General features: G+C 63.3%; 23 protein-coding genes. 12 read left to right on the forward strand and 11 right to left on the reverse strand.

The window, feature by feature from the left end; all coding sequences use genetic code 11:
* The first annotated feature begins 712 nt into the window (after positions 1–712).
* Positions 713–3,646 carry a Hint domain-containing protein gene (locus ACGYLQ_RS05430; protein ID WP_394440961.1) on the forward strand — a complete coding sequence of 978 codons (2,934 nt, stop codon included), beginning with the start codon at positions 713–715 and terminating at the stop codon, positions 3,644–3,646.
* 70 nt (positions 3,647–3,716) lie between these two features.
* Here the strand turns inward: ACGYLQ_RS05430 and ACGYLQ_RS05435 are convergent, their stop codons facing one another.
* Complete coding sequence (locus tag ACGYLQ_RS05435) at positions 3,717–4,319, reverse strand: NTP transferase domain-containing protein (protein WP_394440963.1); 603 nt, start codon at positions 4,317–4,319, stop codon at positions 3,717–3,719.
* On the opposite strand from ACGYLQ_RS05435, the gene ACGYLQ_RS05440 reads away from it, so the two are divergent.
* The gene (locus tag ACGYLQ_RS05440) at positions 4,318–5,772 is read left to right on the forward strand and encodes a DUF2254 domain-containing protein (protein ID WP_394440965.1); all 1,455 of its coding nucleotides are present in this window, start codon (positions 4,318–4,320) and stop codon (positions 5,770–5,772) included. The genes ACGYLQ_RS05435 and ACGYLQ_RS05440 overlap by 2 nt on opposite strands.
* A 6-nt stretch (positions 5,773–5,778) precedes the next feature.
* Here the strand turns inward: ACGYLQ_RS05440 and ACGYLQ_RS05445 are convergent, their stop codons facing one another.
* Positions 5,779–7,086 carry an HlyC/CorC family transporter gene (locus ACGYLQ_RS05445; protein WP_271687478.1) on the reverse strand — a complete coding sequence of 436 codons (1,308 nt, stop codon included), beginning with the start codon at positions 7,084–7,086 and terminating at the stop codon, positions 5,779–5,781.
* A gap of 88 nt (positions 7,087–7,174) precedes the next feature.
* Here ACGYLQ_RS05445 and ACGYLQ_RS05450 point away from each other — a divergent pair, with 88 nt between their 5' ends.
* On the forward strand, positions 7,175–8,005 hold the full coding sequence (locus ACGYLQ_RS05450) for a metallophosphoesterase family protein (protein ID WP_394440967.1): 831 nt from the start codon (positions 7,175–7,177) through the stop codon (positions 8,003–8,005).
* Here the strand turns inward: ACGYLQ_RS05450 and ACGYLQ_RS05455 are convergent.
* Genes ACGYLQ_RS05455 through ACGYLQ_RS05465 form a run of 3 tightly spaced genes read right to left on the reverse strand, consistent with a single transcriptional unit; the run spans position 7,942 to position 10,723 of the window.
* Positions 7,942–8,925, reverse strand: coding sequence for a tyrosine recombinase (locus tag ACGYLQ_RS05455; RefSeq protein ID WP_394440969.1), 984 nt, complete (start codon positions 8,923–8,925; stop codon positions 7,942–7,944). The genes ACGYLQ_RS05450 and ACGYLQ_RS05455 overlap by 64 nt on opposite strands.
* Positions 8,922–10,568: a hypothetical protein gene (locus tag ACGYLQ_RS05460; protein WP_394440971.1), complete on the reverse strand. Its 1,647-nt coding sequence runs from the start codon at positions 10,566–10,568 to the stop codon at positions 8,922–8,924. Before ACGYLQ_RS05460 ends, ACGYLQ_RS05455 begins: the two co-directional genes overlap by 4 nt.
* A gap of 5 nt (positions 10,569–10,573) precedes the next feature.
* Positions 10,574–10,723: a hypothetical protein gene (locus ACGYLQ_RS05465; protein ID WP_007120408.1), complete on the reverse strand. Its 150-nt coding sequence runs from the start codon at positions 10,721–10,723 to the stop codon at positions 10,574–10,576.
* Positions 10,724–10,803: 80 nt separating this feature from the next.
* On the opposite strand from ACGYLQ_RS05465, the gene ACGYLQ_RS05470 reads away from it, so the two are divergent.
* Together ACGYLQ_RS05470 and aroB are read left to right on the forward strand one after the other, a co-directional pair.
* Entirely contained in the window at positions 10,804–11,400 is a 597-nt protein-coding gene (locus tag ACGYLQ_RS05470) for a shikimate kinase (RefSeq protein ID WP_067266987.1), read from the forward strand.
* Positions 11,393–12,499 (forward strand): 3-dehydroquinate synthase, encoded by a 1,107-nt coding sequence (gene aroB, locus ACGYLQ_RS05475; RefSeq protein WP_394440973.1) that lies wholly within the window; start codon positions 11,393–11,395, stop codon positions 12,497–12,499. Before ACGYLQ_RS05470 ends, aroB begins: the two co-directional genes overlap by 8 nt.
* 346 nt (positions 12,500–12,845) lie before the next feature.
* Here aroB and ACGYLQ_RS05480 read toward each other — a convergent pair whose 3' ends face one another.
* Positions 12,846–13,367, reverse strand: coding sequence for a single-stranded DNA-binding protein (locus ACGYLQ_RS05480; RefSeq protein ID WP_067261546.1), 522 nt, complete (start codon positions 13,365–13,367; stop codon positions 12,846–12,848).
* 280 nt (positions 13,368–13,647) lie between these two features.
* Between ACGYLQ_RS05480 and ACGYLQ_RS05485 the strand changes: the two genes are divergently transcribed.
* On the forward strand, positions 13,648–14,193 hold the full coding sequence (locus ACGYLQ_RS05485) for a lytic transglycosylase domain-containing protein (RefSeq protein ID WP_271689979.1): 546 nt from the start codon (positions 13,648–13,650) through the stop codon (positions 14,191–14,193).
* A 180-nt stretch (positions 14,194–14,373) separates the two neighbouring features.
* Positions 14,374–14,901, forward strand: coding sequence for a hypothetical protein (locus tag ACGYLQ_RS05490; protein WP_209218906.1), 528 nt, complete (start codon positions 14,374–14,376; stop codon positions 14,899–14,901).
* 106 nt (positions 14,902–15,007) lie between these two features.
* Here ACGYLQ_RS05490 and ACGYLQ_RS05495 read toward each other — a convergent pair whose 3' ends face one another.
* From ACGYLQ_RS05495 to miaA, 5 genes are all read right to left on the reverse strand, one after another.
* Complete coding sequence (locus ACGYLQ_RS05495; RefSeq protein WP_394440975.1) at positions 15,008–17,098, reverse strand: dipeptide ABC transporter ATP-binding protein; 2,091 nt, start codon at positions 17,096–17,098, stop codon at positions 15,008–15,010.
* Between the two features lie 62 nt (positions 17,099–17,160).
* Positions 17,161–18,627, reverse strand: coding sequence for an ABC transporter permease (locus tag ACGYLQ_RS05500; protein WP_394440977.1), 1,467 nt, complete (start codon positions 18,625–18,627; stop codon positions 17,161–17,163).
* A 12-nt stretch (positions 18,628–18,639) separates the two neighbouring features.
* Positions 18,640–19,728 (reverse strand): ABC transporter permease, encoded by a 1,089-nt coding sequence (locus ACGYLQ_RS05505; RefSeq protein WP_394440979.1) that lies wholly within the window; start codon positions 19,726–19,728, stop codon positions 18,640–18,642.
* Positions 19,729–20,036: 308 nt separating this feature from the next.
* A complete protein-coding gene (locus ACGYLQ_RS05510; RefSeq protein ID WP_271693610.1) occupies positions 20,037–20,813 on the reverse strand; it encodes an AraC family transcriptional regulator in 777 nt (258 codons plus the stop codon).
* A gap of 100 nt (positions 20,814–20,913) precedes the next feature.
* The gene (gene miaA / locus ACGYLQ_RS05515) at positions 20,914–21,804 is read right to left on the reverse strand and encodes a tRNA (adenosine(37)-N6)-dimethylallyltransferase MiaA (protein ID WP_394440981.1); all 891 of its coding nucleotides are present in this window, start codon (positions 21,802–21,804) and stop codon (positions 20,914–20,916) included.
* Between the two features lie 130 nt (positions 21,805–21,934).
* On the opposite strand from miaA, the gene pyrH reads away from it, so the two are divergent.
* The 5 genes from pyrH to dxr all read left to right on the forward strand — a co-directional run bounded on the left by pyrH (position 21,935) and on the right by dxr (position 26,172).
* Positions 21,935–22,660: a UMP kinase gene (pyrH, locus tag ACGYLQ_RS05520; RefSeq protein ID WP_067261559.1), complete on the forward strand. Its 726-nt coding sequence runs from the start codon at positions 21,935–21,937 to the stop codon at positions 22,658–22,660.
* A 174-nt stretch (positions 22,661–22,834) separates the two neighbouring features.
* Positions 22,835–23,401 (forward strand): ribosome recycling factor, encoded by a 567-nt coding sequence (frr, locus tag ACGYLQ_RS05525; RefSeq protein ID WP_067261561.1) that lies wholly within the window; start codon positions 22,835–22,837, stop codon positions 23,399–23,401.
* 48 nt (positions 23,402–23,449) lie between these two features.
* Positions 23,450–24,187, forward strand: coding sequence for a polyprenyl diphosphate synthase (gene uppS / locus ACGYLQ_RS05530; protein WP_067261562.1), 738 nt, complete (start codon positions 23,450–23,452; stop codon positions 24,185–24,187).
* Positions 24,188–24,198: 11 nt separating this feature from the next.
* The gene (locus ACGYLQ_RS05535; protein WP_067261564.1) at positions 24,199–24,990 is read left to right on the forward strand and encodes a phosphatidate cytidylyltransferase; all 792 of its coding nucleotides are present in this window, start codon (positions 24,199–24,201) and stop codon (positions 24,988–24,990) included.
* Between the two features lie 6 nt (positions 24,991–24,996).
* Positions 24,997–26,172, forward strand: coding sequence for a 1-deoxy-D-xylulose-5-phosphate reductoisomerase (dxr, locus tag ACGYLQ_RS05540; protein ID WP_394440983.1), 1,176 nt, complete (start codon positions 24,997–24,999; stop codon positions 26,170–26,172).
* Positions 26,173–26,184: the final 12 nt, after the last annotated feature.

Here is a 26,184-nt window from a genome sequence, read left to right on the forward strand (position 1 = left end):
ATTGGTTCCAGCCGGTGAACAAGCAATCGAAAAGAATGACGAAAACAAGGCGGCGCAGATGCGGCTGATTTGCGGCGGTATTGTCGCAATGCGAAACAGTCTTGACCGAGGGGTCGATGCAGCCGTCCTGCGCAGGCGTTAATTCACCTTAATTCTATGGCGATTCGCGTTTCCGGTGCGGGGTGTGCCGGAAACAATCGCGTCCAAAAGTCGCGCTAAACCACCTGAATTGTGGCAAAACTTCAATTGGTTCCGGCAATTTTCAAACATTTTTTGCTTTGTCCATTCGTATAGGAGGGCTATTCCTATAGGTGCCCAACTGGGGGGCATAGAAGTCTGTAGGTCACGGGGGCGGCCGCATTAAGCGCATCAGGGATGCGGGAAATGTGGGTACGCCGCAAGTTTGCGACCGTAAACACAACATACCGAAGCACATCGCGCCTCGGCTGTGGGCCATGTTCCGGCTCTTCCCCTTCGTTGCGCAGGATGCGTGCCGCTCGATCTGGATTTCTGCCAACGGGGCGCGTGTGAACGGAGGGAGAGACGAGATGATACACAAGCGACAGGCCCTGCCACTGGCCTTCTGCGGGGCAAGAATTGCCCGGTTCGACCGCTCTGCCGTTCGGCGCTCCATTCCTCAAATTGAAACAGCATTCACTTCCAAGACGGCCGCGTTGCGCGCCGCGTGCAACACCGCTCAGGAGATTTCACAATGATTAGAACACTTGATTTCAATGCGTTCAGCGCAGGCACCATCATTGACGACGAATATGCGGATCTGGGCGTGACCGTCTCGGCCAGCGGCGGCTCTGGCGATGCGATGATCTTTGACAGCAGCAACCCGACGGGCGGCGACAGCGATCTGGCCTCCGACACGCTTGAGGGGCTGTTGATCGTCTCCGAAGACGGCGACCAGAGCGACCCGGACGACAACGCCGGCGGCGGCAGCCTGTTCTTTGACTTTGATGACATGGTGCGCATGAAGAGCCTGACTTTCAAAGATATCGAAGAGACTGGCGGCGAAGGCACCCGGATGATCTTTTACGATGCGGACGGCAACGTTATCCAGAACCAATACGTCGATCCTACGGGTGACGGCGGTGAGCGTACTGTGCTGCTCAACGTGGAGGGCGTGTCCCGGTTCGAGGTCCGTTTCGAAGGCTCCGGCGCGATCGACAACCTGACTTTCGACGATGGCCAGCCCCAAGGCGGCGGCAATGATGCACCCGTGGCCGAAGACGATGTGCTTGAGATCGACGAAGATACCTCCGGCACCGTCGACGTGCTGGGCAATGACTGCGACAGCGATGGCGACACGCTGACCGTCACCATGGCGACCTGCCCGGCGGGCCCGGTCGTCATCAATGACGATGGCACGCTGACCTTCACGCCGGACGCGGATTTCAATGGTGACACCACGATCACCTATACCGTGGATGACGGCAATGGCGGCACCGACACCGGCACCGTGAATGTCACCGTGAACCCGGTGAACGACGCCCCCGTCGCCAATGATGACAGCGCCGACACCACAGGCACCGATCCGGTCGTGATCCCGGTTCTGGACAATGACACCGATGTCGACGGCGACACCCTGAGCGTCACAGATGCGTCGAGCGATGATGGCACCGTGACCATCAATGACGATGGCACCATCACCTTTGTCGCCAATGACGATTTCACCGGTGACGCGACGATCACCTATACCGTGGCGGACCCCGACGGGCTGACCGACGAAGGCTCGGTAACCGTTACCGTGGAGGACGGCGGCACACCGCCCCCGCCGCCGCCAACAGATCGTGACGGCTATGTCGATGGCACGGATGGCGACGACCTGATCGACACCGCCTATACCGGCGACCCCGATGGCGACATGATCGACAATGACGACGCGATCTTGCCCGATGCCGAAGGCGACGACGACTATGTTCGCGCGGGGGACGGTGACGACACCATTCTGGCGGGCGACGGCGATGATATCGTCGAGGCGGGCGCAGGCTCCGACGTGGTCGAGGGCGGTGAGGGTGATGACATGATCACCACCGGCAATGATGACCTCGCCCCCGATCTGGGCTACCCGGAAAGCGACAGCGACGATCTGGGCTTTGACCCCGACGCCGACCCCGAGAATGACCGCGACTCCGTCGATGGCGGGGCGGGCAATGACACGATCAGCACAGGCGACGACCGCGACACCATCACCGGCGGCACCGGCGATGACGTGATCAACGCAGGCATCGACGACGATATCGTCGACGGCGGTGACGGCGACGACCGGATCGTCGGCGGCGAGGGCAACGACAGTCTGCTCGGCGGCGCTGGCAACGACACGATCTATGCGGGCAATGACCCTGATCTGGGTCTCGACGTGCTCGACATCCCCGACGAAGAGGATGCGTCCAACCCCTTCACCCCCGACCGCAATCCGAACAACGGGATGGACACGGTCGACGGTGGCGCGGGCAATGATGTGATCTATGGCGCCGACGATGCGGACATGCTGCGCGGCGGCTCGGGCGATGACTATATCGACGGTCAGATCGACGATGACGTCATCTCGGGCAACACCGGCGACGACACGCTGCTGGGCGGTCAGGGCGATGACAGCCTGTCGGGCGGTCAGGGCAATGACGAGCTTGACGGCGGCACCGGCGACGACACCCTGCGCGGCAACCGGGACGACGACCTGCTGGTCGGCGGCGAAGGCAATGACCTGCTCGACGGTGGCGGTGAGAATGACACGCTGATGGGCGGCGAAGGCGACGACGAACTGCAAGGCGGTCGGGGCGACGATCTGCTCGACGGTGGCGCAGGCGTCGACGTGATGACCGGCGGTGCCGATCAGGACAGCTTCGTCAACGTCAACGCGGGCGATGATGTCGACGGTGGCAGCGCGGGCGTGGATTACGACACGCTCGACCTGCGCGGCTCTGCCCCCGAAGGTGGCCGTCTGGAGATCACCTATACCTCCGATGACCGCGAAGACGGTTTCGTTGACTACTTCAACCAAGATGGCAGCGATGCCGGGCGTTTGAATTTCGTCGAGATCGAGAATGTGATCCCCTGTTTCACACCGGGGACCAAGATCGCCACACCGCGCGGTGAGGTACCGGTCGAGGCGCTTCAGGTCGGTGACCGGGTCATCACCCGCGACAATGGCATCCAGACGATCCGCTGGGTCGGCGCGCGTGAGATGACCGGGGCCGAGTTCGAAATGGCCGCCCATCTCAAGCCGGTGCTGATCCGCAAAGGCGCGCTTGGCAACGATCTGCCTGAGCGTGACATGATGGTCAGCCCCAACCACCGCGTCTTGGTCGCCAACGAAAAGACCGCGCTCTACTTCGAAGAGCGTGAGGTGCTCGTTGCGGCGAAACATCTGACCGGGATGGAAGGCATCGACGTGGTCGAGGTTTCGGGCACCAGCTACATCCATGTGATGTTCGACCGTCACGAGGTGATCCTCTCCGACGGGACATGGACCGAGAGCTTCCAGCCCGGTGACATGTCGCTGGCCGGTATCGGTGAAGAGCAGCGTCAGGAAATCTTTGAACTGTTCCCCGAACTGGCGACAAAGGACGGGATCGAAGGCTACACCGCCGCGCGTCGTTCGCTGAAAAAGCACGAGGCCAGCCTGCTGGTGAAGTAATCCGGCAAGAGCTGAGCGTGACACAGTTTGAAAACGGGGCGGGCGACCGCCCCGTTTTTTCATCTGCGGGCTATCCCTGCTCTGCGCGCCACGCCGTCCAGTCCTCGGGCGTGTCGAGGTCGCGCCGTGCGCGCTGGCCGTGCAGGGGCACAAGCTGCATCCGGTCTGCGGCAGCGCGCACAACCGCGCGGCCCCCGTCATCGCCGCGCAGCTGTTTCAACTGATCGAAAAGCGCGGCGGCAAAGATGATGGGGTGCCCGGGCTTGCCGTCCGCCGTGGTCGCGCGCCAGATCAGAGTCTCGCCCGTCAGGTCCACCGCAGCCGCGAGGCGGGCAAGATCGCTGGCCCCAAGCGCGGGCATATCGGCCAGCAGCACCATGGCGGCGGGCGTGTCCAACGGCAGGGCGGCGAAGGCGCGGCGCAGGCTGGCGCCCATGCCTTCCTCTGCATCGGGAACGGGAAGCGGCGTGATATCCAGCCCGCTGAGCGCTGTGTAGCGCGGATGCGGCGCGGGCGGCAGGGCGACGGTGACGGGGCCAATGCCCTGCGCCAGCCGTGCCTGACGACGCAGCAAGGGCTCACCGCCTATGTCTTCCATCAATTTGTCACGTCCCCGCATCCGAGTTGAGGCCCCGGCGGCGAGGAGGATCACGGGCAAAGGGGCTATCGTCATGCCACCCAACCTACCGGGCACGGGGGGCGAGGATAAGGGCTTTCTTGCCCCCGCGCCGTGGGGCGGCGTTTCGCGCCGGGCCAGAGTGCAAATTCCGCTAAACCGCCGTTGGCAGGGCGCTTTTTCGTGCTACCCTTTCCCCATGAATATCAAGGACCTGATCCCGTACACGCTGTTTCGCAAAGCCCGCGAATATTCTCGCAAACTTTGGGTGCGGGTGGTCTTCATGGGGCTGCTGGCCTTCGTCGCCCTCGGGCTGACCCAGCTTTTTGAGCCCTTGGTGCCCAAGGAAGTCGCCACGAGGTTGACCGGCGAAGCGGCGGATCGTCTGTTGCAGATCATCGCCGATGCGATGCTGGCGGTCACGATCTTTTCCATCACCATCATGGTCACGGTCTACCGCTCGTCCTCGGCCCAGTTCACGCCACGGGCGCATCGGCTGATCATTCAGGACCGCACCACCCAGAACACGCTGGCCGTCTTTATCGGCGCCTATGTCTATGCGCTGGTGGCGATCATCATGCGCGAGTTGGGCATCTATGTCGATGAACGCTCTTTCGTGCTGTTCCTGACCACGGTGTTGGTGCTGGCGATCATCGTGATCTTCCTTATCCGCTGGGTGCTGCATCTGCAAAGCTTCGGCAGCCTGATCGACACCACCCGCCAGATCGAGACGGTGACCACCTCATTGTTCAAGGAACGGCTGAAAACGCCCTGCATGGGCGGCCATCCCCTGACCGGTCCTGTGCCCGATGACGCCCGCCCGATCTTTGCCCCCGAGAGCGGCTATATCAAACATATCTACCCCGAGGCGCTGGACCAGCAGGCGCGCGACCATGGGGTGGCGATCTATATGCCCCGGCGCATCGGTGATTTCGTCTTTGTCGGAGAGCCTTTGGTCATGGTCACCCGGCGGGGCAGCCCGCAGGACGCGGAACATGATTGGGACAGTCTAGAGCAAAAGGTTTTGGAGACCGTGCAACTGGGCGATCTGCGCACCTTTGACCAAGACCCCCGTTTCGGCTTGCGGGTGCTGGGCGAGGTTGCCTCCAAGGCGCTGTCGCCGGGGATCAACGATGGCGGCACGGCGATTGACGTGATCACCCGCATCGGGCGCGTGCTGTCCTATTATTCGGATGAGGCCAAGCCGGGCGGCAAGGTCGCGCTGCCGAACCTGCATATCCCGCCGATCCCGGCGGAGGCGCTGATCGAAGACGGATTTGGTGCGCTGGCGCGGGATGGCGCCTCGGTCGTCGATGTGCAGATGGTCTTGCAAGAGGTGCTTACAGGGCTGATGCAGCACCCTGACCCCGGCCTGTCTGCCGCCGCCCGTGACGCGGCAGAAGATCATCTGCGCCGCGCCTTCGAAGAGGTGCCCTTCGGCCCCGACCGGGCGCGCATCTGGTCCGCCGCCTGCAAGGACGTGCAGGCAGCGGTGGACACCCCGGCCTAAGCCGGATCAGAGGGGGCGGATCTTGAGCTGGGTGATCCGGTTGCCGTCCCGTTCGATCACCTCAAAGCGGAAGTTGTGGAAGGAGAAGACCTGCCCCACGGTGGGGATCATCTGCGCCTCATGGATGACCAGCCCGGCCACGGTATTGGCCTCGTCATCGGGCAGGGACCAATCGGTGGCGCGGTTGAGGTCGCGGATCGTCATCGCGCCTTCGACCATCAGATGCCCGTCGTCCGACTGTTTCAGCGGGTGATCCGCATCGGGATCAAACTCATCCGTGATCTCGCCCACGATCTCTTCGAGGATGTCTTCGAGCGTGATCAGCCCTTGGAGCGAGCCATATTCGTCCACCACCAGTGCAAAATGCGTGCGGCGGCGCAGGAACTGGCGCATCTGTTCGTCCAGGGTCGAGGTTTCGGGCACGAAATAGGGTTTCATCACCACATCGGCCACGTTGAACCCGTTAAGCGCTGCGGCATCGCCGTTGGGGCCGCCGATCAGCTTGTACATGGCGCGCAACAGGTCCTTGGCATGGATCACGCCGATGATGTTTTCAGGGTCATCGCGAAAGACCGGCAGGCGGGTGTGGTTCGATTGCAGGCATTTCTCCATGATGTCGGTCGGGTCTGAATCCGCGTCGATCATCTCGATCCCCGAACGGTGCAGCATGACCTCTTCGACCGCGCGTTCGCGCAGGTCGAGCGCGCCCAGAATACGGTCTCGGTCTTCCTTTTCGACAACGCCTTCGGAATGGCCCAGTTGCAGCGCCCCGGCGATTTCCTCGCGCACCGCCAGAATGTTGCTGTCGGGGTCGATCTGCACGCCGAAAAGCCGCAGCACCCCGCGCACGAAATAGCGCACCGCCGTCACCACGGGCGAGAAGATAAGCACCACGATGCTAATCGGGCGCGAGACCAGCGCCGCCGCCGTTTCGGCATTGGTGATGGCATAGGTCTTGGGCAGCACCTCGGCAAAGACGAGCACCAGAAGCGTCATCACCAGCGTCGCCAGCGCCACGCCGCTTTCACCGAAGAGCCGGGTGAAGAGCGCTGTCGCCATGGAGGCGGCAAGGATGTTGACCAAGTTGTTGCCCAAAAGGACCGAGCCGATCAGCCGCTCGTTATCCTCGGTGATCTTGAGCGCCCGGATCGCGCCGCTTGCGCCCTTGTCGGCCTGCGCCCGCAGCTTGCCGCGCGAGGCGGCGGTCAGGGCGGTCTCGGAGCCTGAGAAGAAGCCCGAGAGGACAAGGAGGAACAGGATAATTCCGGTGCTGATCCAGAAAGCGGTGTCAAAAAGGGCGGGGCCCGTTTCCATGAGGTCTAAATCCATCCATTATGTGTTGCGAATGTTATGGGCGCAGGGGCTGCGTCATTCAAGGGTTGCAACGGGGCAGGGTGGTGCGATGCAGGCGAAAATCAACTGCGCGGAGCTTGGGGTTTTGGACGGGCCGCTGCTGCTTTTTGGCGGGCCCTATTCCAACCTTCAGGCGGTCGAGGCGCTGGCGGCTTTCGCCGCGGCGCGCGGCATCGACGGGGGGCAGATGATCTGCACCGGCGACATTGTTGCCTATTGCGGCGCGCCGTGCGAATGCGTGGCAGCAATCCGGGCGCTTGGCTGCGCGGTGGTGGCAGGCAATTGCGAGGTGCAATTGGCCAGCGGGGCCGAGGATTGCGGTTGCGGATTTGCGCCGGGCAGCAGTTGCGACATGCTCTCGGGCGCGTGGTACGCCCATGCGGCAGGCCAGTTGGACGCAGGCGCGAAAGACTGGATGGGTCGCCTGCCAGATGTGGCCGTGTTCCGCCATCAGGGCCAGCGCTATGGCGTGATCCACGGCGGGGTGCGCGATGTGGCGCGGTTCATCTGGTCCGAGAGTGCAGAGGCGGTATTCGAGGAGGAATGGCGCGCCTTGGAGGCGGCTGTCGGCCCCGTCGATCACATCATCGCGGGCCACTCCGGTCTGCCCTTCATACGCGAGACAGCGCGCGGGCGTTGGATCAACGCAGGCGTGATCGGGATGCCGCCCCATGACGGCGGCCAGCAGACGCGGGTGGCGCTGCTCGACGGGGGTGAGGTGGGCTTTCACCGGCTGAGTTACGATGTGGCCGGGGCCGTAGCCGATATGGCCAAGGCGGGCTTGCCGCGCGCCTATGCAGACGCGCTACAAAGCGGTTACTGGCCTTCGGAAGACGTGTTGCCGCCGGAATTGCGGGTGCCGTCCTTGGCGAGGGGGTGACGCTCCAGCACGAGGTCCGAGAGGCGCTCTTCCAAGACATGGGTATAGATCTCGGTCGTGGCGACATCGGCGTGGCCCAGCATGGTCTGGATCGCCCGCAGATCGGCGCCATTGGCCAGCAGATGCGTGGCAAAGGCATGGCGCAGGGTGTGGGGCGTGACTTTCTCGGGCGGCACACCGCCGGTGACGGCGAATTCCTTGATCAGCAGATAGAACCGATGCCGCGTCAGATGCCCCGTCGCCCCGCGGGACGGGAAGAGGTGCCGCGCAGGCGGTTTGCCCTTGGCTTGGGCCGCCTCATCCGCCTTGTCGCGCACCACGAGCCATGCCGCCAGCGCGTCGCGCGCGGGCTCTGACAGGGGCACCAGCCGCTCGCGGCCCCCCTTGCCCGCGATCAGCAGCAGGCGCGGATCGCCCCGCGCGGCGCTGACCGGCAGGCTGACCAATTCGCTGACCCGCATGCCGGTGGCATAGAGCAGCTCCATCAAGCAGGTGTTGCGCAGTCGATCGGCCAGCGACCGGCCAGAGTTGCGCGCGGCATCGAGCAGCCGGTCGACCTCTTCCTCGGACAGGATCTTGGGCAGGCGTTTGTCCTGCCCCGGCCCGGCGATTTGCACTGCTGGGTTGTCTTCGCGCAGCCCTTCCTCAAAGGCAAAGCGGTAAAGCTGTTTGATCGCCGAGAGCCGCCGCGCGCGGGTGGATTTGGCCAGCCCCTGCGCATCGCAATAAACAAGGTAATCTTCGACCTCGCCGCGGCTGGCGGTCAGGAAGTCATGGTTGCGCTGCGCGAGAAAGGAATCGAAATCCTTCAGGTCGCGGCCATAGGCCAGCTGCGTGTTGGTGGCGGCACCCTGTTCGGCGGCGGCGGCCTCCAGAAAGCTGGAGATCCAATGAAAGGTCGGGGTCTGGGACATCATCATTGCTGGAGCAATACAATCTGCAAGGCGGCACGTCGGGCGGTGTCTTCCAACCCGAGGGCGCGTAGGGTGGCTAGGGCGTCGCGGAGCGCCGATGTGTCACCACTCGCCCCGTCATGCAAGAGCGACAATAGGCGCAAAATCGCCATGCCCAATTCCTTGTCCCGCGCCAGCGCCATCAGGTCGGCGCGGGGGCTGGGGTTGGCGAAAGCGTCATGCACCGCGGCGGCCAATGGCGCATCGGGCGCGGGGCCTTTGGGCGCGTCGCCCACGGCCACGGCGCGCAGCAATTCGTCCTCGGGGGACTTGCCGATCACCCGCGCCGCGGCGGCCTCATACTCAGGCGACAGCAACGCCACATCCCGCGCCAGACGCGCGGCACGGCCCGCCAGAGGAATGGTCGAGAGCGGTTCGGCAAAGAGCGCGGCAAAGGCCACTTCGAGAGAGGCTTCGCGCATCGCCTCCCAAGCGGGCGGCAGGGTCTTGGCCACCGCCTCGGCGCTGCCGGTGCGCAGTGCCGTCTCAAACCGTTGCAGCGCCGCGACCCTGTCCCAGACCCCGCCAGAGGCGGCGGGCTGACGATCAGTATAAAGCCCCAGCAGCAGGTTGTCGGGCAGGGCGCCCGCGCGGGTCAGCCGCTCGGCGGCCTCAAGCTGGGCCTTCCATCCGGCGATGTCGCGCAGATCGGCCACCGCATAGGCACGCGGCAAGATGTTAGAGGGCAAGGGCTCGCCAATGGTCTCAAACAGGCGGAAGGTCATTGGGTCCATCTGGCGCGGCACGCGCAGCGGTTCGGCCCCTTCGTAGAAATCCGGGTTCAGGAAACGGTCAAAGAGTTCGAGCTGCGCCTCGGGCAGCAGGCCAAGCGCTTGGGCCGAGCCAAAGGTCAGGGCCGCGTTTTCCCAATTGCCGGCGCGGGCGTTGCAGAAAATCCGGGTGCCATAGTCGCGGGTCAGATGCGGCGATTTCACCAACCGTTCGCAGACGCGATGTTCGGTCCCGGTAAGCAGGGAAAGCTGCATCCACAGGTCGAAATGCGCGGTCGAGGTGGTCACCCCGGCCTGTTCGATGAGCGACAGCGCAGGGTCTAGCGCGCCAAGCTCCATCAGCTTTTCGCCCCGCGCCAGCGCCAAAAGATCGCCGTTGCGCGCCTCGCCCTGCGGGGCCTGTGCCTCGGCCAGAAGCACGGTGTAGAGCAGCGCCTGCGCGGCGGGCAGATGCAGGTCCGGCAGGTCGCGGATGCGGTCGATCAGGGCGGTCGTGTCGCTGCCCAGCCAGATGTCCCCGCGCAGCCCGGTGACAGAGCCGGGCACCAGCCCGATGCGGCGCGGCGCGCCATCGCCCAGGGGCGTGACCTGCACGGGCGGCGGCACGGCGCTGTCGGCCACGGGCGGTTCCGGCACCCGGCCCGGGTTGGGCGGGCGTTTGGGCCGGTTTTCGGGCGGCGATTGCGCGCCCAGCCAGTCGATCACCGACAGCGGCTGATCATTGGCCGCGGGGGGCTGTTCTTGCCGTTCAGACGCCTGTCGCGATTCGCGGCCCAGATTGCGGTCTTCTTCGGATTCGGCCAGCAGGGCTGTGGCGCTGACCGAACAGATCAATGCAGCACAAAGGGCCCATTTGCCTTTGGACAGGGCGTTGGCCACGCCGCTCAATCCGCTGTCAGCGTGACAGGCTGGCGCGTCTCAATCTGCTCGGGCGAAAAATCCACGCCAAAGAAAGGCCCGACATAGGCATAGCCCACAAGACCGATGAAGCCGACAATCAATAGAAATATCAAAAGCTTAAAAAGTTTACCCATGATTTATGCCTGCCCGGAATTCTGCTATTTTGCCAAACTATATATGGCCTTTTCGGCAAGATCACGTCATTCAGAGAAAAATGAGCGGAATTAAGCACAGCATCACCGATGGCGAAGAAACGCCGCCCCGCTACCGTCTGAACAAGACGGTGGCGCTGGTTGGCATGATGGGCGCGGGCAAGACGGCGGTGGGACGTGCGGTCTCGGCCAAACTGGGCGCGCCTTTTCTGGACAGCGATGCGGAGATCGAAGCAGCGGCCAATCTCAGCGTGCCTGAGATTTTCACACGGGACGGGGAGCCGTTCTTTCGCAAGCGCGAGACCGAGGTGATCGCGCGGCTTTTGGCCGAGGAGCGCTGCATTCTGTCGACCGGCGGCGGCGCCTTTCTGGCCGAGGTGAACCGCGACAATATCGCAGCTTACGGTGTGGCGCTTTGGCTGGATGCGGATTTGGATCTGCTGTGGAACCGGGTGCGCTACAAGGACAGCCGTCCGCTGCTGCGCACGGCTGATCCCAAGGCCACGCTGGCGGCGCTTTACCGCGACCGGGTGCCGCTGTACCGGCTGGCTGATCTTTCGGTGCGCTGCGATCCGCGTCTGTCGATTGACGCCATGGCCAACCGGGTGATCGACAAGCTGCTGACAAGGCCCGATGTTTTGGAGAGATTGGATGCGTGAGACGGTTTCCGTCGCCCTGCCGGGGCGGGAGTACGACGTGGTTATCGGGCCGGGCTTGCTGGCGGACGCGGGCGCGCTGATCGCGCCGCTGCTGCGCCGCAAGCGGGTGGCCGTCATCACGGAAAGCCGCGTCGCCGCATTGCATTTAAACGCGCTACGGGAGGGCTTGGCCGCCGAGGGCATCGCGATGTCTGCGCTGGAACTCGCCCCCGGCGAGGGGACCAAGGATTGGGCCAATCTTCAACGCTGCGTGGACTGGCTGCTTGATGAGCAGGTGGAGCGAGGTGATATCGTCGTGGCCTTTGGTGGCGGGGTGATCGGTGATCTGGTGGGTTTCGCCGCCGCCGTGCTGCGGCGCGGGGTGCGTTTCGTGCAGATCCCCACCTCTCTTTTGGCGCAGGTCGACAGTTCGGTGGGCGGCAAGACGGGGATCAACGCGCGCCAAGGCAAGAACCTGATCGGGGCCTTCCACCAGCCCAGCCTCGTGCTGGCGGATACCGAGGTGTTGAGCACCATGCCCAACCGGGATTTCCTTGCCGGTTATGGCGAAGTAGTAAAATACGGGCTACTCGGCGATGCGGCGTTCTTTGACTGGCTGGAGGCGCAGGGCCCGGCCCTTGCGGCAGGCGATATGGCCGCCCGGATCGAAGCGGTGCGCCGGTCGGTTGAGATGAAAGCCGATATCGTGGAGCGCGACGAGACAGAGCAGGGCGACCGTGCGCTTTTGAACCTTGGCCATACATTCGGCCATGCGCTTGAGGCGGCGACGGGCTATTCCGACCGGCTGCTGCATGGCGAAGGGGTGGCGATTGGCTGTGCGCTGGCGTTTGAGCTTTCCGCGCGGCTGGGGCTTTGCCCGCAGGAAGACCCAAGCCGTCTGCGCGCCCATTTGGTGCAGATGGGCATGAAGACCGACCTGCGCGACATTCCCGGCGACCTGCCCGAAGCCGAGGAACTGCTGCGGCTGATGGGGCAGGACAAAAAGGTCGTCGATGGCCGTTTGCGTTTCGTTCTGGCGCGGGGCATCGGGCAGGCCTTTGCGGGGGCCGAGGTGGAGAACGAGCAGGTGCTTGGGCTGCTGCGGGATGCGCTCGGCTGAAGCCCCACGGCTACGGCTTCGCGTAAAGGGCCATCGCCTGCAGTTAAAATTCGGGCTAGGTAATTTTCGGATCAGTTGGCCTGAGACGTGTCTCTGCGCGAGGCTACTGTCTAGCCGAGGGCCATCGCCTGCCCGCGGGTCGGCGATCCAACCTCGTTTCGTGCCACTTTATGCCTCAACCGTGATGTGCGCCCGCAAAGTCGCGGCTAACTTCACCAAATCGCTTACCCGGTGGGGCGGGCAGGCGATGGCCCGGCGCCTTCGGCTTGATTCCGGGCTGGGTGGTATTCTTGAGCCGTCGCTCAAGGCGGGCAGGGCGCTCCAGCGCCCCACCCAACAGTCTAAATCAGAACGGAATCTCATCATCGAGGTCACGGCTGCCGCCGCCGCCACCGCCGCCCGACGAGGACGGGCCGCTGTCATAGCCGCCGCCGTAGTCGTTGCCGCCACCGCCGTAGCCGCCACCGCCGCCACCACCGTAGCCGCCGCCGCCACCGCCGCCGCCGGAGCCGCCGCCGGGACCGTCGAGCATGGTCAGCGTGCCGCCGAAGCCTTGCAGCACGACTTCGGTGCTATAGCGGTCTGCGCCCGATTGGTCCTGCCATTTGCGGGTCTGCAACTGGCCCTCGATATACACTTTGGAGCCCTTCTTGAGGTATTGCTCGGCCACGCGGACGAGCCCTTCTTGAAAGATCGCCACTGAATGCCATTCGGTCTTCTCGCGGCGCTCACCGGTGTTGCGGTCTTTCCATGTCTCCGAGGTGGCGATGCGCAGGTTGCACACTTTGCCGCCGTTCTGGAACGACCGCACCTCGGGGTCGCGCCCGAGGTTGCCGATAAGGATCACTTTGTTCACTGAGCCGGCCATCTTGCCCCCTCGTTTATCGTTGCTGTGTCATTGCGTCGGGCGCGAATCCGAGCGCGCCCAATTCGGCTGTTTATATCGTGCTTGTTCGCCGGATGACACCGGCTTTCCATCCCGCAGCCCATCGCCACGGCCCGCGAAATGGCCGGGATTTCGGGGGCTGGTAGAAGGGGCGCATTTAAGTATACTGCGCGCAATGCAACGGCAGGGGGCAGATATGCGAAAGACGGGACTTTTGGCCGGTCTGGCCGCGGTGAGTTTGACGGCAGCCGGGATCATCGCGATGGGGGCGGCACCAGCGGCTGCCGATATGTTCGCCAGCAAGAACCGCGCGGGGCTCTTTGCCTCGCAGAAAAGCATCCTCGATAATCGGGCATCCAAACAATATTCCGCCTCCGTGCGGCTGCAACCGCCCAAGGTCGTCACCCCGACGAAATGGGATGTGCCGAAATACAACGGGTCTTACAAAGGGGCCTTTCTAACCCATGCCCGCGCCGCGGCCACGCGCCATGGCATCCCGGTCGATCTGTTTTTGCGGTTGGTGCAGCAGGAAAGCGGCTGGAACCCCAAGGCGCTGTCGCACAAGGGGGCGATGGGGCTGGCGCAGTTGATGCCGCAGACCGCGCGGGCGCTGCGTGTCGATCCCGCCGATCCGGTGCAAAACCTCGAAGGCGGGGCGCGTTACCTCAAGATGCAGTACCGCGCTTTCGGCAGTTGGGAGCTGGCGCTGGCCGCCTATAACGCGGGGCCGGGGGCGGTGAAGAAATACGGGGGCATCCCGCCCTACAAGGAAACCCGCAATTACGTTAAAGTGATCACGGGCAGCTAAGTTATTGATATTTATGGACTGGGAGGGGCGCTTGGGCGTTTGTCCGCCTATTTGCACCCCCGTAAGCCCGTCTGGCATCGGCCCCCTTGGGAACCGTCGGGGCAATCGTGGTGTTCTCTGATCAGAAACTTTGCAGCGGGGCATTCTCGCCGCGGAGAGGAAAGATCAAAGGAGAACGACATGCTGACGAATATGAAAAACATCGCTCTTGCCGCTGGTGTAAGCGTTATCGCGCTGAGCGGCTCTGCCTTCGCCGATGACAAGATCATGGTCTCGAAAATCGACGTTGAATCCTCTGTCGCCGCCGCGGCAGACAGCAATGCCATGGATTTCTATCCTGATCTGGAAGAAGACCTGCGCGCCGAAGTGGCAGAGCGCGTGCCGATGAGCAGCGATGGGTCCGATCCGCAGATCAAGATCGACATCCGCAAAATCTCTCTGAACGGCGCGACAATGCTGCCCGACAGCAAAGAATTCAACGAGTTGGAAGGCGTTGTTGATATCACAAGCCCCACCGGCGACAACGCTGGTCTGAGCTTCCCGGTCATGATCTCGGCCTATAGCGGCGATGAGATCGCGCCCGAAGGCTATGTCAACGTGCAGCCCTCTGAGACTGAGTTCTATGTGGCGCTCGTCTCTACCTTCGCGGATGTTGTGGCTGAAGGTCTGGCCAATGTGAACACCGCCGGTTCGCCCGTTGATCCCTAAATCCGGGTTTGATTTGGCCATGCTGGCCGGATCGTTATAGCCTCAGGCCGTTCCCCCTTAGATAGCCTGAGGTATGAGGCGTGGTTCTTCGGAACCGCGCCTTTTTTCATTCCGCCGCCGTGCCTGTCTCGATCACCGGTTCCATCTCGGCGAACTGCTGGGCCGAGAGGTGGCATTTGATTTGATGCCCATCGGCCATGGTCACCATCGGCGGCACCTCGCGTTCGCACAGATCGCCGGGCACCTGCGACTTCCACCGGCAGCGCGTCTGGAAAGGGCAGCCCGGGGGCGGGTTCATGGCCGAGGGCACGTCGCCTTCGAGTACGATGTGTTTCTTTTTCACCTTGGTATCGGCAATCGGCACCGCGCTCAGCAGCGCTTCGGTATAGGGGTGATAGGGCGGGGCGAAGACCTGATCGGTGTCGCCCAGTTCGACCACATGGCCCAGATACATCACCATCACCCGGTCCGAGAGATAGCGCACGATAGAAAGGTCGTGGGAGATGAACAAAAGCGTCGTCTTTTGCTCGCGCTGGATTTCCATCAGCAGGTCGGTGACGGCGGCCTGCACGCTCACATCAAGGGCCGAGACCGGCTCGTCCGCCACCACGATCCGCGCATCCCCGGCAAAGGCGCGGGCGATGCCGACGCGTTGTTTTTGCCCGCCCGAGAGTTGGCGCGGCATCCGGCCTGCGAATTCGCGGGGAAGTTTTACCAGATCGAGCAGTTCGAGCATGCGCTGGCGGCGCTCTTTCTCATTCTTGCCGATGCGGAAAATCTCCAAGGCGCGGATGATCTGCCGCCCCACGGTCATCGAGGGGTTGAGCGTGTCGAAGGGGTTTTGGAACACCATCTGCACATCGGCCACGTTCTTGGTCGTGCGGTCATCAATCGGCACGCCGCCGATGTCCCGCCCGTCGAGGTAGATATGCCCCTCGGTCGCCGTCTCTAGCCCCATCAGCACCTTGGCGAATGTGGACTTGCCACAGCCCGACTCGCCCACGATGGCGAGGGTTTCACTTTCATGGGCCTCGAAGCTGAGGGTTTCATTGGCTTTGACCACTTTGGTATTGCCGCCGCCGAACATGGCATTGGCCGCGACTTGGTAGTATTTCTTGAGCTTGTCCATCTTGAGGACGACCTCACCGACATCGCTTTTTTCCTTGACTTCGGCCAGCTCCAAGGGCGCTTGCCAGTCGATCTCTTGAAACCGAATGCAACGGGTCTCGTGCCGGTCGTTGGCGGGCACGCTCTCCATCGGGATCGGCGCGGCGTCGCAGCGGCCGGGGACGAAATAGTCGCAGCGCGGGCCGAAGTTACAGCCCGGCGGGCGCTCGTGGGGCAGGGGGAAATTGCGCGGGATGGCCTTCAGGGGCCGCGCGTTCTTGTCGGCCCCCGGCAGCGGGATCGAACGGAACAGCGCCTGCGTATAGGGATGCTGCATCTCGTCAAAGACATCCTCGATCGAGCCTTTCTCGACCGCTTCGCCCGAGTACATCACGCAGATCCGGTCGCAGGTTTCCAGGACCAGCCCGAGGTTGTGCGAGATAAACAGCATCGAGGTGCCGTATTTCTTGCCCAGGTCCTTCACCAGTTCCACCACCGCCGCCTCAACGGTCACGTCGAGTGCGGTCGTCGGCTCATCGAGGATCAGGAGCGAGGGTTCGGACATCAGCGCCATGGCGATGACGATACGCTGCTGCTGCCCGCCTGATAGCTGATGCGGATAGGCCTTCAGGATGCGCTCGGGGTCCGGCAGCTTTACGTCCGTGACCACTTGCAGGGCCCGTGCATAGGCTTCCTTCTCGGACATGCCGGCGTGGATCATCGGCACTTCCATCAGTTGCTTGCCGATGCGCATGGCGGGGTTCAGGCTGGCCATCGGCTCTTGGTAGATCATCGCGATTTCGCTGCCGCGAATGTCGCGTAGCTCTTCCGTGCTCATCTCGCTCAGGTCGCGGCCTTTGAACTTGATGGAGCCGCCTACGACCCGGCCATTGCGACCCAGATCCTGCATCACGCCCAGCGCCACGGTGGATTTGCCGCAGCCGCTTTCGCCCACCAGCCCCACGGCCTCGCCGGGTTGGACGTTGACGGAGAAATCCATCACGGCGGGAATCTCCCGCAGGCGGGTGAAGAAAGAGATCGACAGGTTGTTGATCTCAAGAATGGGACCGTCGTAGTCAGTCTTTGGCATTTGGCTCTCCCAGTCGGGGGATCAAAAGGGGCCGGGAGGGCTGGCCCCCCGGAGGATTCTTCTTAGTCACGCAGAGATTCTTCGCGCAGGCCATCGGCCAAGAGGTTCAGACCCAGCACGAGGCTCAGCAGCGCCAGCGCAGGCGCAATAGCGGCATGCGGGTAGAGCGACAGCAGGCGGCGGCCCGCGTTGATCGTGCTGCCCCAGTCGGGGCTCTCGCTCTCCAGCCCCAGACCAAAGAAGCCCAGCGTGCCCAGAAGGATCGTGGTATAGCCGATGCGCAGGCAGAAATCGACGATCAGCGGACCGCGCGCATTGGGCAGAATTTCCCATAGCATGATATACCACGGGCCTTCGCCACGGGTCTGGGCGGCGGCGACGTAGTCGCGGGTTTTGATGTCGAGTGCCAAGCCGCGCACGATGCGGAACACCGTGGGCGAGTTCACGAAGACCACCGAGACAAAGACCACCAGCACGCCGGGGTCGATGTCGAAGAGGTCGATCATGCTGGGAAGGCCGGGGATACGGTAGCTGTCCGTCGCCACGATCGCCCCGTCGGTGGAGACCAGCGACAGGTAGAGCCAGCCGACCACCCCAAGCACCACGATCAGAAGCGGCGTGCGGAACGAAGGTTGCGTGTAGTAGCGCGCGTTCAACAGCACGGCGAGGAAGATCAGCGGGAAGATGAACAGGAAGACCGCCATGTAGTTCGGGATGCCGGTGAGCACGATCTCGGGCGTGACCAGCAGGTAGAAGAGCAGGATCACCGGGAAGGCGAGGATCAGGTTCGCCAGAAAGCTGAGGATCGTATCCAGCCGCCCGCCATAGTATCCCGCAGGCAGGCCCAGCGTGATCCCCACCATAAAGGCAAAGAGCGTTGCCATCGGCGCGATCTGCACCACGACCCAAGACCCTTTGATCAGCCGGGAAAAGACATCGCGGGCAAGGTTGTCACCGCCCAGAAGGAACCAAGGGTATTCGCCTTCATCCGGGCTGCGCAGGGGCGTGCCGGGCAGTTTGTTCTTCATCCCCGAGGTCTGGCTGAGGCTGTCATGCGTCACCAACAGGTCGAACAGCCCGCCGAAGATACCGGTGTAGACCCAGAACATGACGATGGCGAAACCGATCATGCCGACGGTGCTGTCGAAAAGCTTGCCGTATAGGCCGAGCCGCCGCTTGAAGTGGATAGAAAGCGCGAAGGTCAGGATCAGCGCGATCCACACGGGCAGCATCTGCTGCGACATGCCGCCGATGATGCCCGCCTGCGGCCCCATGAAGGCGCCTGCGATGATATAGATCAGCAGCACGAGGATCAGCAACGCAAGGAGCAGGATCACCGCCCGGTTCACCCCGCCGGCCAGCCCGCCTTGCCGGGCGACGGTGCCGTCCGGGTTGATCTGGCGTGCCTCACTGGCGGGAAAGAAGGAAACGACGATCTGCACCGCCACGGCCAAGGCCAGAAGCACCGCGAGCCCGAGGAAGATGATGTTGAGCCCCGCAAGCGACCCGGTCCATGTCAAAGGTTCCATGTCCATGCTCCCTTAAGAAATGCGAATGCGCGGGTTGAGGAAAACATAGCCGATGTCCGAGATCAGCTGCGTCACAAGGACGACGATCACCGACACGACCGAGACCGCCAGCAGCAGTTCGATGTCGTTATTGGCCGCGGCCTGCACCAGCAGCCAACCGAAGCCCTTGTAGTTGAACAGGGTCTCGACGATCACCACGCCGTTCAAGAGCCACGGGATTTGCAGCATGATCACGGTGAAGGGCGCAATGAGTGCGTTGCGCAGCGCGTGTTTCAGCACGATCTCCGAGAATTTCACGCCCTTAAGCCTTGCGGTGCGGATATATTGCGCGGTCATCACCTCGGTCATCGAGGCCCGTGTCATCCGCGCGATATAGCCCATGCCGTAGAGCGAGATGGTCAGCACCGGCAGGAAGAAGTTCCAGAAGTTCGCGTCTTTCATGGCAGAGGTGGCCGAGCCCAGAAACAGTGTCTTGCTGTCGATCCAGCCCCATTCGGCCAACAGTGGCGAGAGGCCAAAGCGAGAGGAGGCGAGTACCGCGATGAAGATCACCCCCGAGACATATTCCGGCGTCGCCGTGGTGGCGATGGAGAAGGTGGAGAGCGAGCGGTCGAGCTTGGAGCCTTCGCGCATCCCCGCCAGCACGCCGACGATCAGCGCCGAGGGGACCATCAGCACCAGCACCCAGAACATCAGCTTGCCGGTCAGCGCCAGACGGGTCAGCACCGTCTCGCCCACGGGTTCTTTGAAGACGGTCGAGAATCCCCAATCGCCTTGCAGGATGCCGCAGCGGGTGGGGCGGTCTTCCTCCGGGGTGCCGGGGGCGAAACAGCGGCCAAAGGTTTCCTCGGGCGTCTCGCCTTCCGTGACCCAGCCGGGCAGCACGCCCAGCCATTCGCCGAATTTGTCGACCGTGGGCTGCAGGTAGCCGCGGTCTTTGAGGTAGCTGGCCACGGCCTCGTCCGACATGCGGAAGTTGCCTTGGGTCTTGGCGAGTTTTTCGAGGTTCGGATAGAGATTGGTCAGCCAGAATACGATGAACGTCAGGCAGAGCGCCGTCAGCAACATCACACCCAGCCGGCGCAAAATGAATAGTCCCATGTGGTCCCCTGTAGCAGGGTCGGGCGGTGACTTGGCCCGACGATGCGGCCTTTTGGCCTTTTTAATTCGTGCGGCGCCTTGGGGGCGCCGGTTCTGTGTGTGGCAGGTTTTTCTGCCTTGTGACGCTGGGGTGCCGAAACCTTTTGGCGGTCTTTTTGGCAGCCTGCGCTTGTTCATTGCCCCGCCCCTGTGCAGAGGGGTTCAGCCATGAGGCACGGAAATCACCCGCGCGTCAACATTCGGCTGAGGAGTTTGGAGGAGTTTTTGCGACATGCTGAGGGTCTGAAAGCGACATTTCGGCCCGGCTCTCAGCGCAGTTTGCTGGGGGGCAGGCCGCTGTGTTGTTGCATGAAACGGGTGAAATAGGCGGCAGAGCCGAAGCCCAAGGTGGCGGCGATCTCGGCAGCGGTGTGATCGGTCTCGGCCAGCAGGCGACGGGCGGCATGGCAACTGCGCTCGGTCAGAAGGTCAGCCGCGGATTTGCCGGTAGCCGCCTTCACGGCGCGGGTCAGATGGGTTGGGGTCACGCCGAGTGCCGCGGCGTGTTCGGCCATGCTGGTGCCCTTGGGGGCGCCTTGAGTGACCAAGGCGCAGAAGCGCGCGCTCAGCCTGTCGCCTGCCTTGGGCCGGGGGGCGGTATGGGCCTCCGCCATGATCTGGCGGCGCAGCCAGACCGACATCAGCGCCACCTGCGCTTTGAGCGCATCTTGGTGCAGGGGGCGGGCCTGTTGGACCTCCCGTTGGGTCTGTTCGATGAGGGTTGCGATCTCCGATTGCGCGGCCCCATCGCGGATGCGCAATTGGCGCGGGGTCTCGGGCAGGCTTTCGTCACTGTCTTCGGGGATCAGCACCGCATGGCCCAGACATTGATAGCCCAGCTCCAGCGCGAAGAGCGACCGCGCCGGTATCCAAAGCGCATTATGCGGGCTGATGCCGCGGCGTTGGCCATCGAGCAGCAGACGACCTTGGCCCCGGGTGATCCAGATCAAAAGATGGTGGTCGCGGTCGTGGGCGAGGGTCAGCCGCCAGTCTTGCCCCGCTGAAAGCTGGGCTAGGGACTGGGTCTGAATCTCTGTCTCGGGCACGCGGCGCTTTCGTTGAGAAATGGAAACCTTACAAGGGTAATCTTCAACGTCAGGCTAGCGGAGGGTTGGGATAACGCAAGAAATTCTGCCTGCTCGGCGGCTATTCTGGCGTCACCCGCTGCCAATCTGCCATCTTACTGCGCATCCAAGTGCGCTGCCGCTTGGCGAAACGGCGGGTGGCGACCACGGCAGCCTCGCGAGCGCGGTGCAGCGGCCAGTCGCCGTCGAGGTGGCGGATCAGTTCCGGCACGCCGATGGCGCGATGGGCGGGCAGGGATGGGTCATAGCGCGGGCGGAGGGCAGCGACTTCTTCCAAGGCACCTTGCTCTAGCATCAAGTCAAACCGCTGCGCGATCCGCGCGTTCAGCCAATCCCGTTCGACATCGAAGACGATCGGCAGACAATCCGCCAGCGGCAAAAGCGGCGCGCCGGTGTCGCGCTGCCAGTCCGACAGGCCGCGCCCGGTGGCCTGCCACACTTCCCAAGCGCGTTGCACCCGCGCGCGGTTGCGCTGGTCGAGGCCTGCGGCGGTCTCGGCATCCAGCCCCGCCAACAGGTCTTCGAGCGCCATCTCGTCGCCATGGGCGCGCACCTCTACCGGGGTGGCCGGGATCTTAGCCAGCCCCTGCGTCAGGGCAGAGAAGTAAAGCCCGGTGCCGCCGGTGATGATCACCCGCTGATCGCCGCCCAGCAGCGGGGCCACCTCGCGCAGCCAATGGCCGGTGGAATAGGGCGCGTCTTCGGCCAGATGGCCATAGAGCAGATGCGGCGCGCGGGCCTCTTCCTCGGGCGAGGGGCGGGCGCTGATGATGCGCAGGGGGGCGTAGACCTGACTGGCATCGGCATTGACGATCACGCCGCCCTGCGCCTCGGCAATGGCGAGGGCAAGGGCGGATTTGCCACTGGCAGTCGGCCCGGCGATCAACACCGGCCGTTCGGGCGGCAAGCCTTGCAACAGGGCGTCCATCTGGGCCTTGGGAATATCCGGCATTTCTTTGCGTCTTCCTTACGTCCCGCATTGAACCTTGGGCGTATTTGCGACATTTTGGCGCGAAATGAAAACCCTTCACCGCCGCAAGGCTTAAATCTCCCCCGGTTGGTGAAATAGTAAGGTGTGCCCGATGTCCCAAGACACCCCCCAAGTCTCCTTTAACCGCGTGATGCTAAAGATTTCCGGGGAGGCGCTGATGGGTGACCTCGGCTATGGTCTGCATCCGCCAACCGTCGAACGCATCGCCCGTGAGGTGCAATCGGTGCACAGTCTGGGCGTCGAAATATGCATGGTGATCGGCGGCGGGAACATCTTCCGCGGGCTGCAAGGCTCGGCGCAGGGGATGGAGCGGACCACGGCGGACTACATGGGGATGCTCGCCACCGTCATGAACGCGCTGGCGATGCAATCGGCGCTCGAAGGTCTGGGCATCCACACCCGCGTGATCAGCGCGATCACCATGAACGAAGTGGCCGAGCCCTATATCCGCCGCCGTGCCGTGCGCCACCTTGAGAAGAAGCGGGTCTGCATCTTTGCCGCGGGCACCGGCAACCCCTATTTCACCACCGACACCGCCGCGACCCTGCGCGCCAATGAGATGTCCTGCGAGGCGATCTTCAAGGGCACCAAGGTCGACGGTGTCTATGACAAGGACCCGGCCAAGTTCGACGATGCGAAACGCTATGATCTGGTGAGCTATGACGACGTGCTGCAAAAGCGGCTCGGCGTGATGGACGCCTCTGCCATCGCGCTGGCGCGGGACAACAACCTGCCGATTATCGTCTTCTCGCTGGATGAGCCGGGCGGCTTCCAAGGCATCTTGGCGGGGCAGGGCACCTATACCCGCGTCGGGTAATTCCGACCCGCATTCCAAGGCATCGCCCCACGGCGGGGCGATTGACCTGATGCTGCCCGCGTCCCTCACAACAGGGGCGCGGGGCGCGTATGGTGGCGCAACAATGGGCAGTTGTGAAAGCGCCGCGCCACCGTTAGAAAGCCGTAACGCAAGGAAACAACAAGCAGGCTCGCCATGTCAGACGAATTTATGCTCGATACCGATGATCTTGAACGGCGGATGAACGGCGCAATCGCGTCGCTTCGGACCGAGTTCGCATCGCTGCGCACGGGGCGTGGCTCGGCCTCCATGCTGGAGCCGGTGATGGTCGAGGCTTACGGCCAGATGACCCCGGTGAACCAAGTCGGCACCGTCAACGTGCCTGAGCCGCGCATGGTCACGATCAACGTCTGGGACAAGGGGCTCGTCGGCAAGGTCGAGAAGGCCATTCGCGAAAGCGGTCTGGGCATCAACCCGCAGCTGAATGGCACCATCATCATGCTGCCGATCCCCGAATTGAACGAAGAGCGCCGCACCCAGTTGACCAAGGTCGCAGGCCAATATGCCGAACACGCGCGCGTCTCGATCCGCAACATCCGCCGCGACGGGATGGACCAGATCAAGAAAGCCAAGAACGACGGCGCTATGTCCGAGGACGACCAGAAAATCTGGGAAGGCGAAGTGCAGGATCTGACCAACCGTTTCATTACGCTCATCGATGAACAGCTTGAGACGAAACAGGCCGAAATCATGCAAGTCTGACCCCGCTAAGACGCAGGGAAACAGAACTTGAAAGAAAAAGGTCGAGACATGAGCACCGCCGAAATTCAGCCCCAAACGATACCCGGCGGGCCACGCCATGTGGCGATCATCATGGACGGCAATGGCCGTTGGGCCACCCAACGCGGGCGGCCCCGGCTTTTTGGGCATCACGCCGGCGCCAAACGCGTGCGCGAGATCGTCGAATGCTGCCCCGATGTAGGGGTGGAGTATCTGACGATCTTTGCCTTCTCGACCGAGAATTGGAAGCGTACGCAGGTCGAAGTGGCAGGGCTTATGTCCCTGTTTCGGCGCTATATTTCCAAGGAAATGCGCAGCCTCAGCGACTATGGCGCGCGGGTGCGGTTCATTGGGGATCGCGACCGGCTAGATGACAAGCTGATCAAGCTCATGGGAGAGCTTGAGGCCCATACCGCCCACAACACCCGCATCAATCTAACCATCGCGCTTAATTATGGCGGCCGCGACGAGGTGGCCCGTGCCACGCATCGCTTGGCCCAAGATGTCGCCAGTGGCAAGCTCGACCCCGACAGCGTGGACGAAGAGACCCTGCCGCGCTACCTCGATACCCATGTCCTGCCTGACCCCGATCTGGTGATCCGCACCAGCGGCGAGGCGCGGATTTCGAACTTTCTGCTGTGGCAATCGGCCTATGCGGAATATGAGTTCATCGACACGCTGTGGCCGGATTTCACCCGCGAGGAATTCGCCCGGCTCTGCGCCGCCTATGGCGGGCGTGACAGGCGGTTCGGTGCGGTCAAGACCTGAGGAGAGCTGCGATGAAATCACCTGAACAATGGTCCGACCTACGCGCCCGTATGCTATCGGCCAGTGCGATGATCCTGATCGGTCTGTTGGGCATCTGGTTGGGCGGCACCGTCTTTCATCTGCTGGTGGCGCTGATCTGCGGCATGATGGTCTGGGAATTGGTCGGCATGCTGCGCGGGCAGGGGCAAGCGGCGGCTTGGCAATTGGGGCTGGTGACCGCGGCGGCGGTGCTGGCCTCGGTCTATCTGCCGGTGGGCTTTGGCCTGCCGCTTTTGCTGGCCCCGGCGCTGGCGGGTTTCGCACTATTGAGCGCCAACCGCACGCTTTACATGAGTTTTACCGCGCTGATCCTGCTGGCGGGCTTTGGTCTGATCCAGCTGCGCGATGACATGGGCTTTGGCTGGTTGATGTGGCTGGTGCTGGTGGTCGTGGTGACCGATGTGGTGGGCTATTTCGCAGGCCGCGCCATCGGCGGGCCCAAATTCTGGCCCAAGGTCAGCCCCAAGAAAACATGGTCCGGCACCGCCTCGGGCTGGGTCGGGGCGGCTGTTGTCGGGCTGATTTTCTCGTTCAACACGGGCTTTGGCCTGCAACTCGTCGGCATCTCGGTGGCGCTGTCGATGGCCTCTCAGATGGGCGATATGGCGGAGTCGGGCATGAAGCGGAAGATGGGCGTCAAAGACAGCTCCGCGCTGATCCCCGGCCATGGCGGTCTGTTGGACCGTTTTGACGGGATGCTGGGCGCTGCCGTCTTCTTGCTGATCGTCGGGCCGCTGATCGGTTTCCCGCCGGGTGTGAACTGACCCGCTATGCCGCGCAAGATTTCGATACTGGGGGCGACCGGGTCCATCGGTCAGAACACGATTGACCTGATCCGCCGCGCGCCCGACGCCTATGAGGTCGTGGCCCTGACCGGCGCGGGCAATATCGCGCAATTGGCCAAGGATGCCATTGCGCTGAAGGCTGATGTCGCCGTCACCGCCCGCGAAGACCTGCTGGATGATCTGCGCGACGCGCTCAGCGGCAGCGGGGTCGAAGCCGCAGCGGGGGCCGAGGCCATCACCGAGGCCGCATCGCGCCCTGCGGATTGGACCATGTCGGCGATCATCGGCGCGGCGGGGCTGGCACCGGGTTTGGCGGCGCTGCGCCAAGGTGGCACGCTGGCCCTGGCCAACAAGGAATCGCTGGTCTGCGCCGGGGCGCTCATCATGGGCGAGGCCGCGCGCCACGGCGCGACGATCCTGCCGGTGGACAGTGAACATTCCGCCGTATTTCAGGCGCTGGTCGGCGAAGACATGACCGCGGTTGAGCGTGTTATCATCACCGCCAGCGGCGGCGCGTTTCGCGATTGGCCGCTCGAAGACCTGCCCCATGCGACGCTCGACCAAGCCTCAAGCCATCCCAATTGGGACATGGGGCAGCGCATCACCATCGACTCGGCGTCGATGTTTAACAAGGCGATGGAAGTCATTGAAACCCGTGAGTTTTTTGGCGTCTCGCCGGAGGCGATCGAGGTGCTGGTGCATCCGCAGTCGATGATCCATGCGCTGGTAGGTTTCTGCGACGGTGGGCTGATGGCCCATGTCGGCCCCGCGGATATGCGCCATGCCATCGGCTATGCGTTGCACCACCCCGCGCGCGGGCATCTCCCGATTGAGCGGTTGGACCTGACCAAGATCGGACGTTTCGATTTCACCGCCCCCGATGACGCCCGCTGGCCCGCGCTGCGGCTCGCGCGGGACGTCATGGCAGCGGGCGGTCTGATGGGCGCGGTCTTTAACGCGGCCAAGGAAGTGGCGCTTGATGGTTTCATCGACGGGCGGCTGCGCTTCACGCAGATGGCCGAGATCGTCGAAGAGGTGTTGGAGCGCCGCGCCGAAGAGGCCGCGCAGGGCCGGGACGACATGACACTTGAACTGGTGGCGCAGGCGGACCATCTCGCACGCAAGGCGGCAGAGGCCGCAATTCAGAAAAGGGCAGGGTAGCACGTTGGACAT

This window comes from Sulfitobacter sp. 1A12779, from assembly GCF_043557315.1.
Lineage (GTDB): Bacteria > Pseudomonadota > Alphaproteobacteria > Rhodobacterales > Rhodobacteraceae > Sulfitobacter > Sulfitobacter faviae.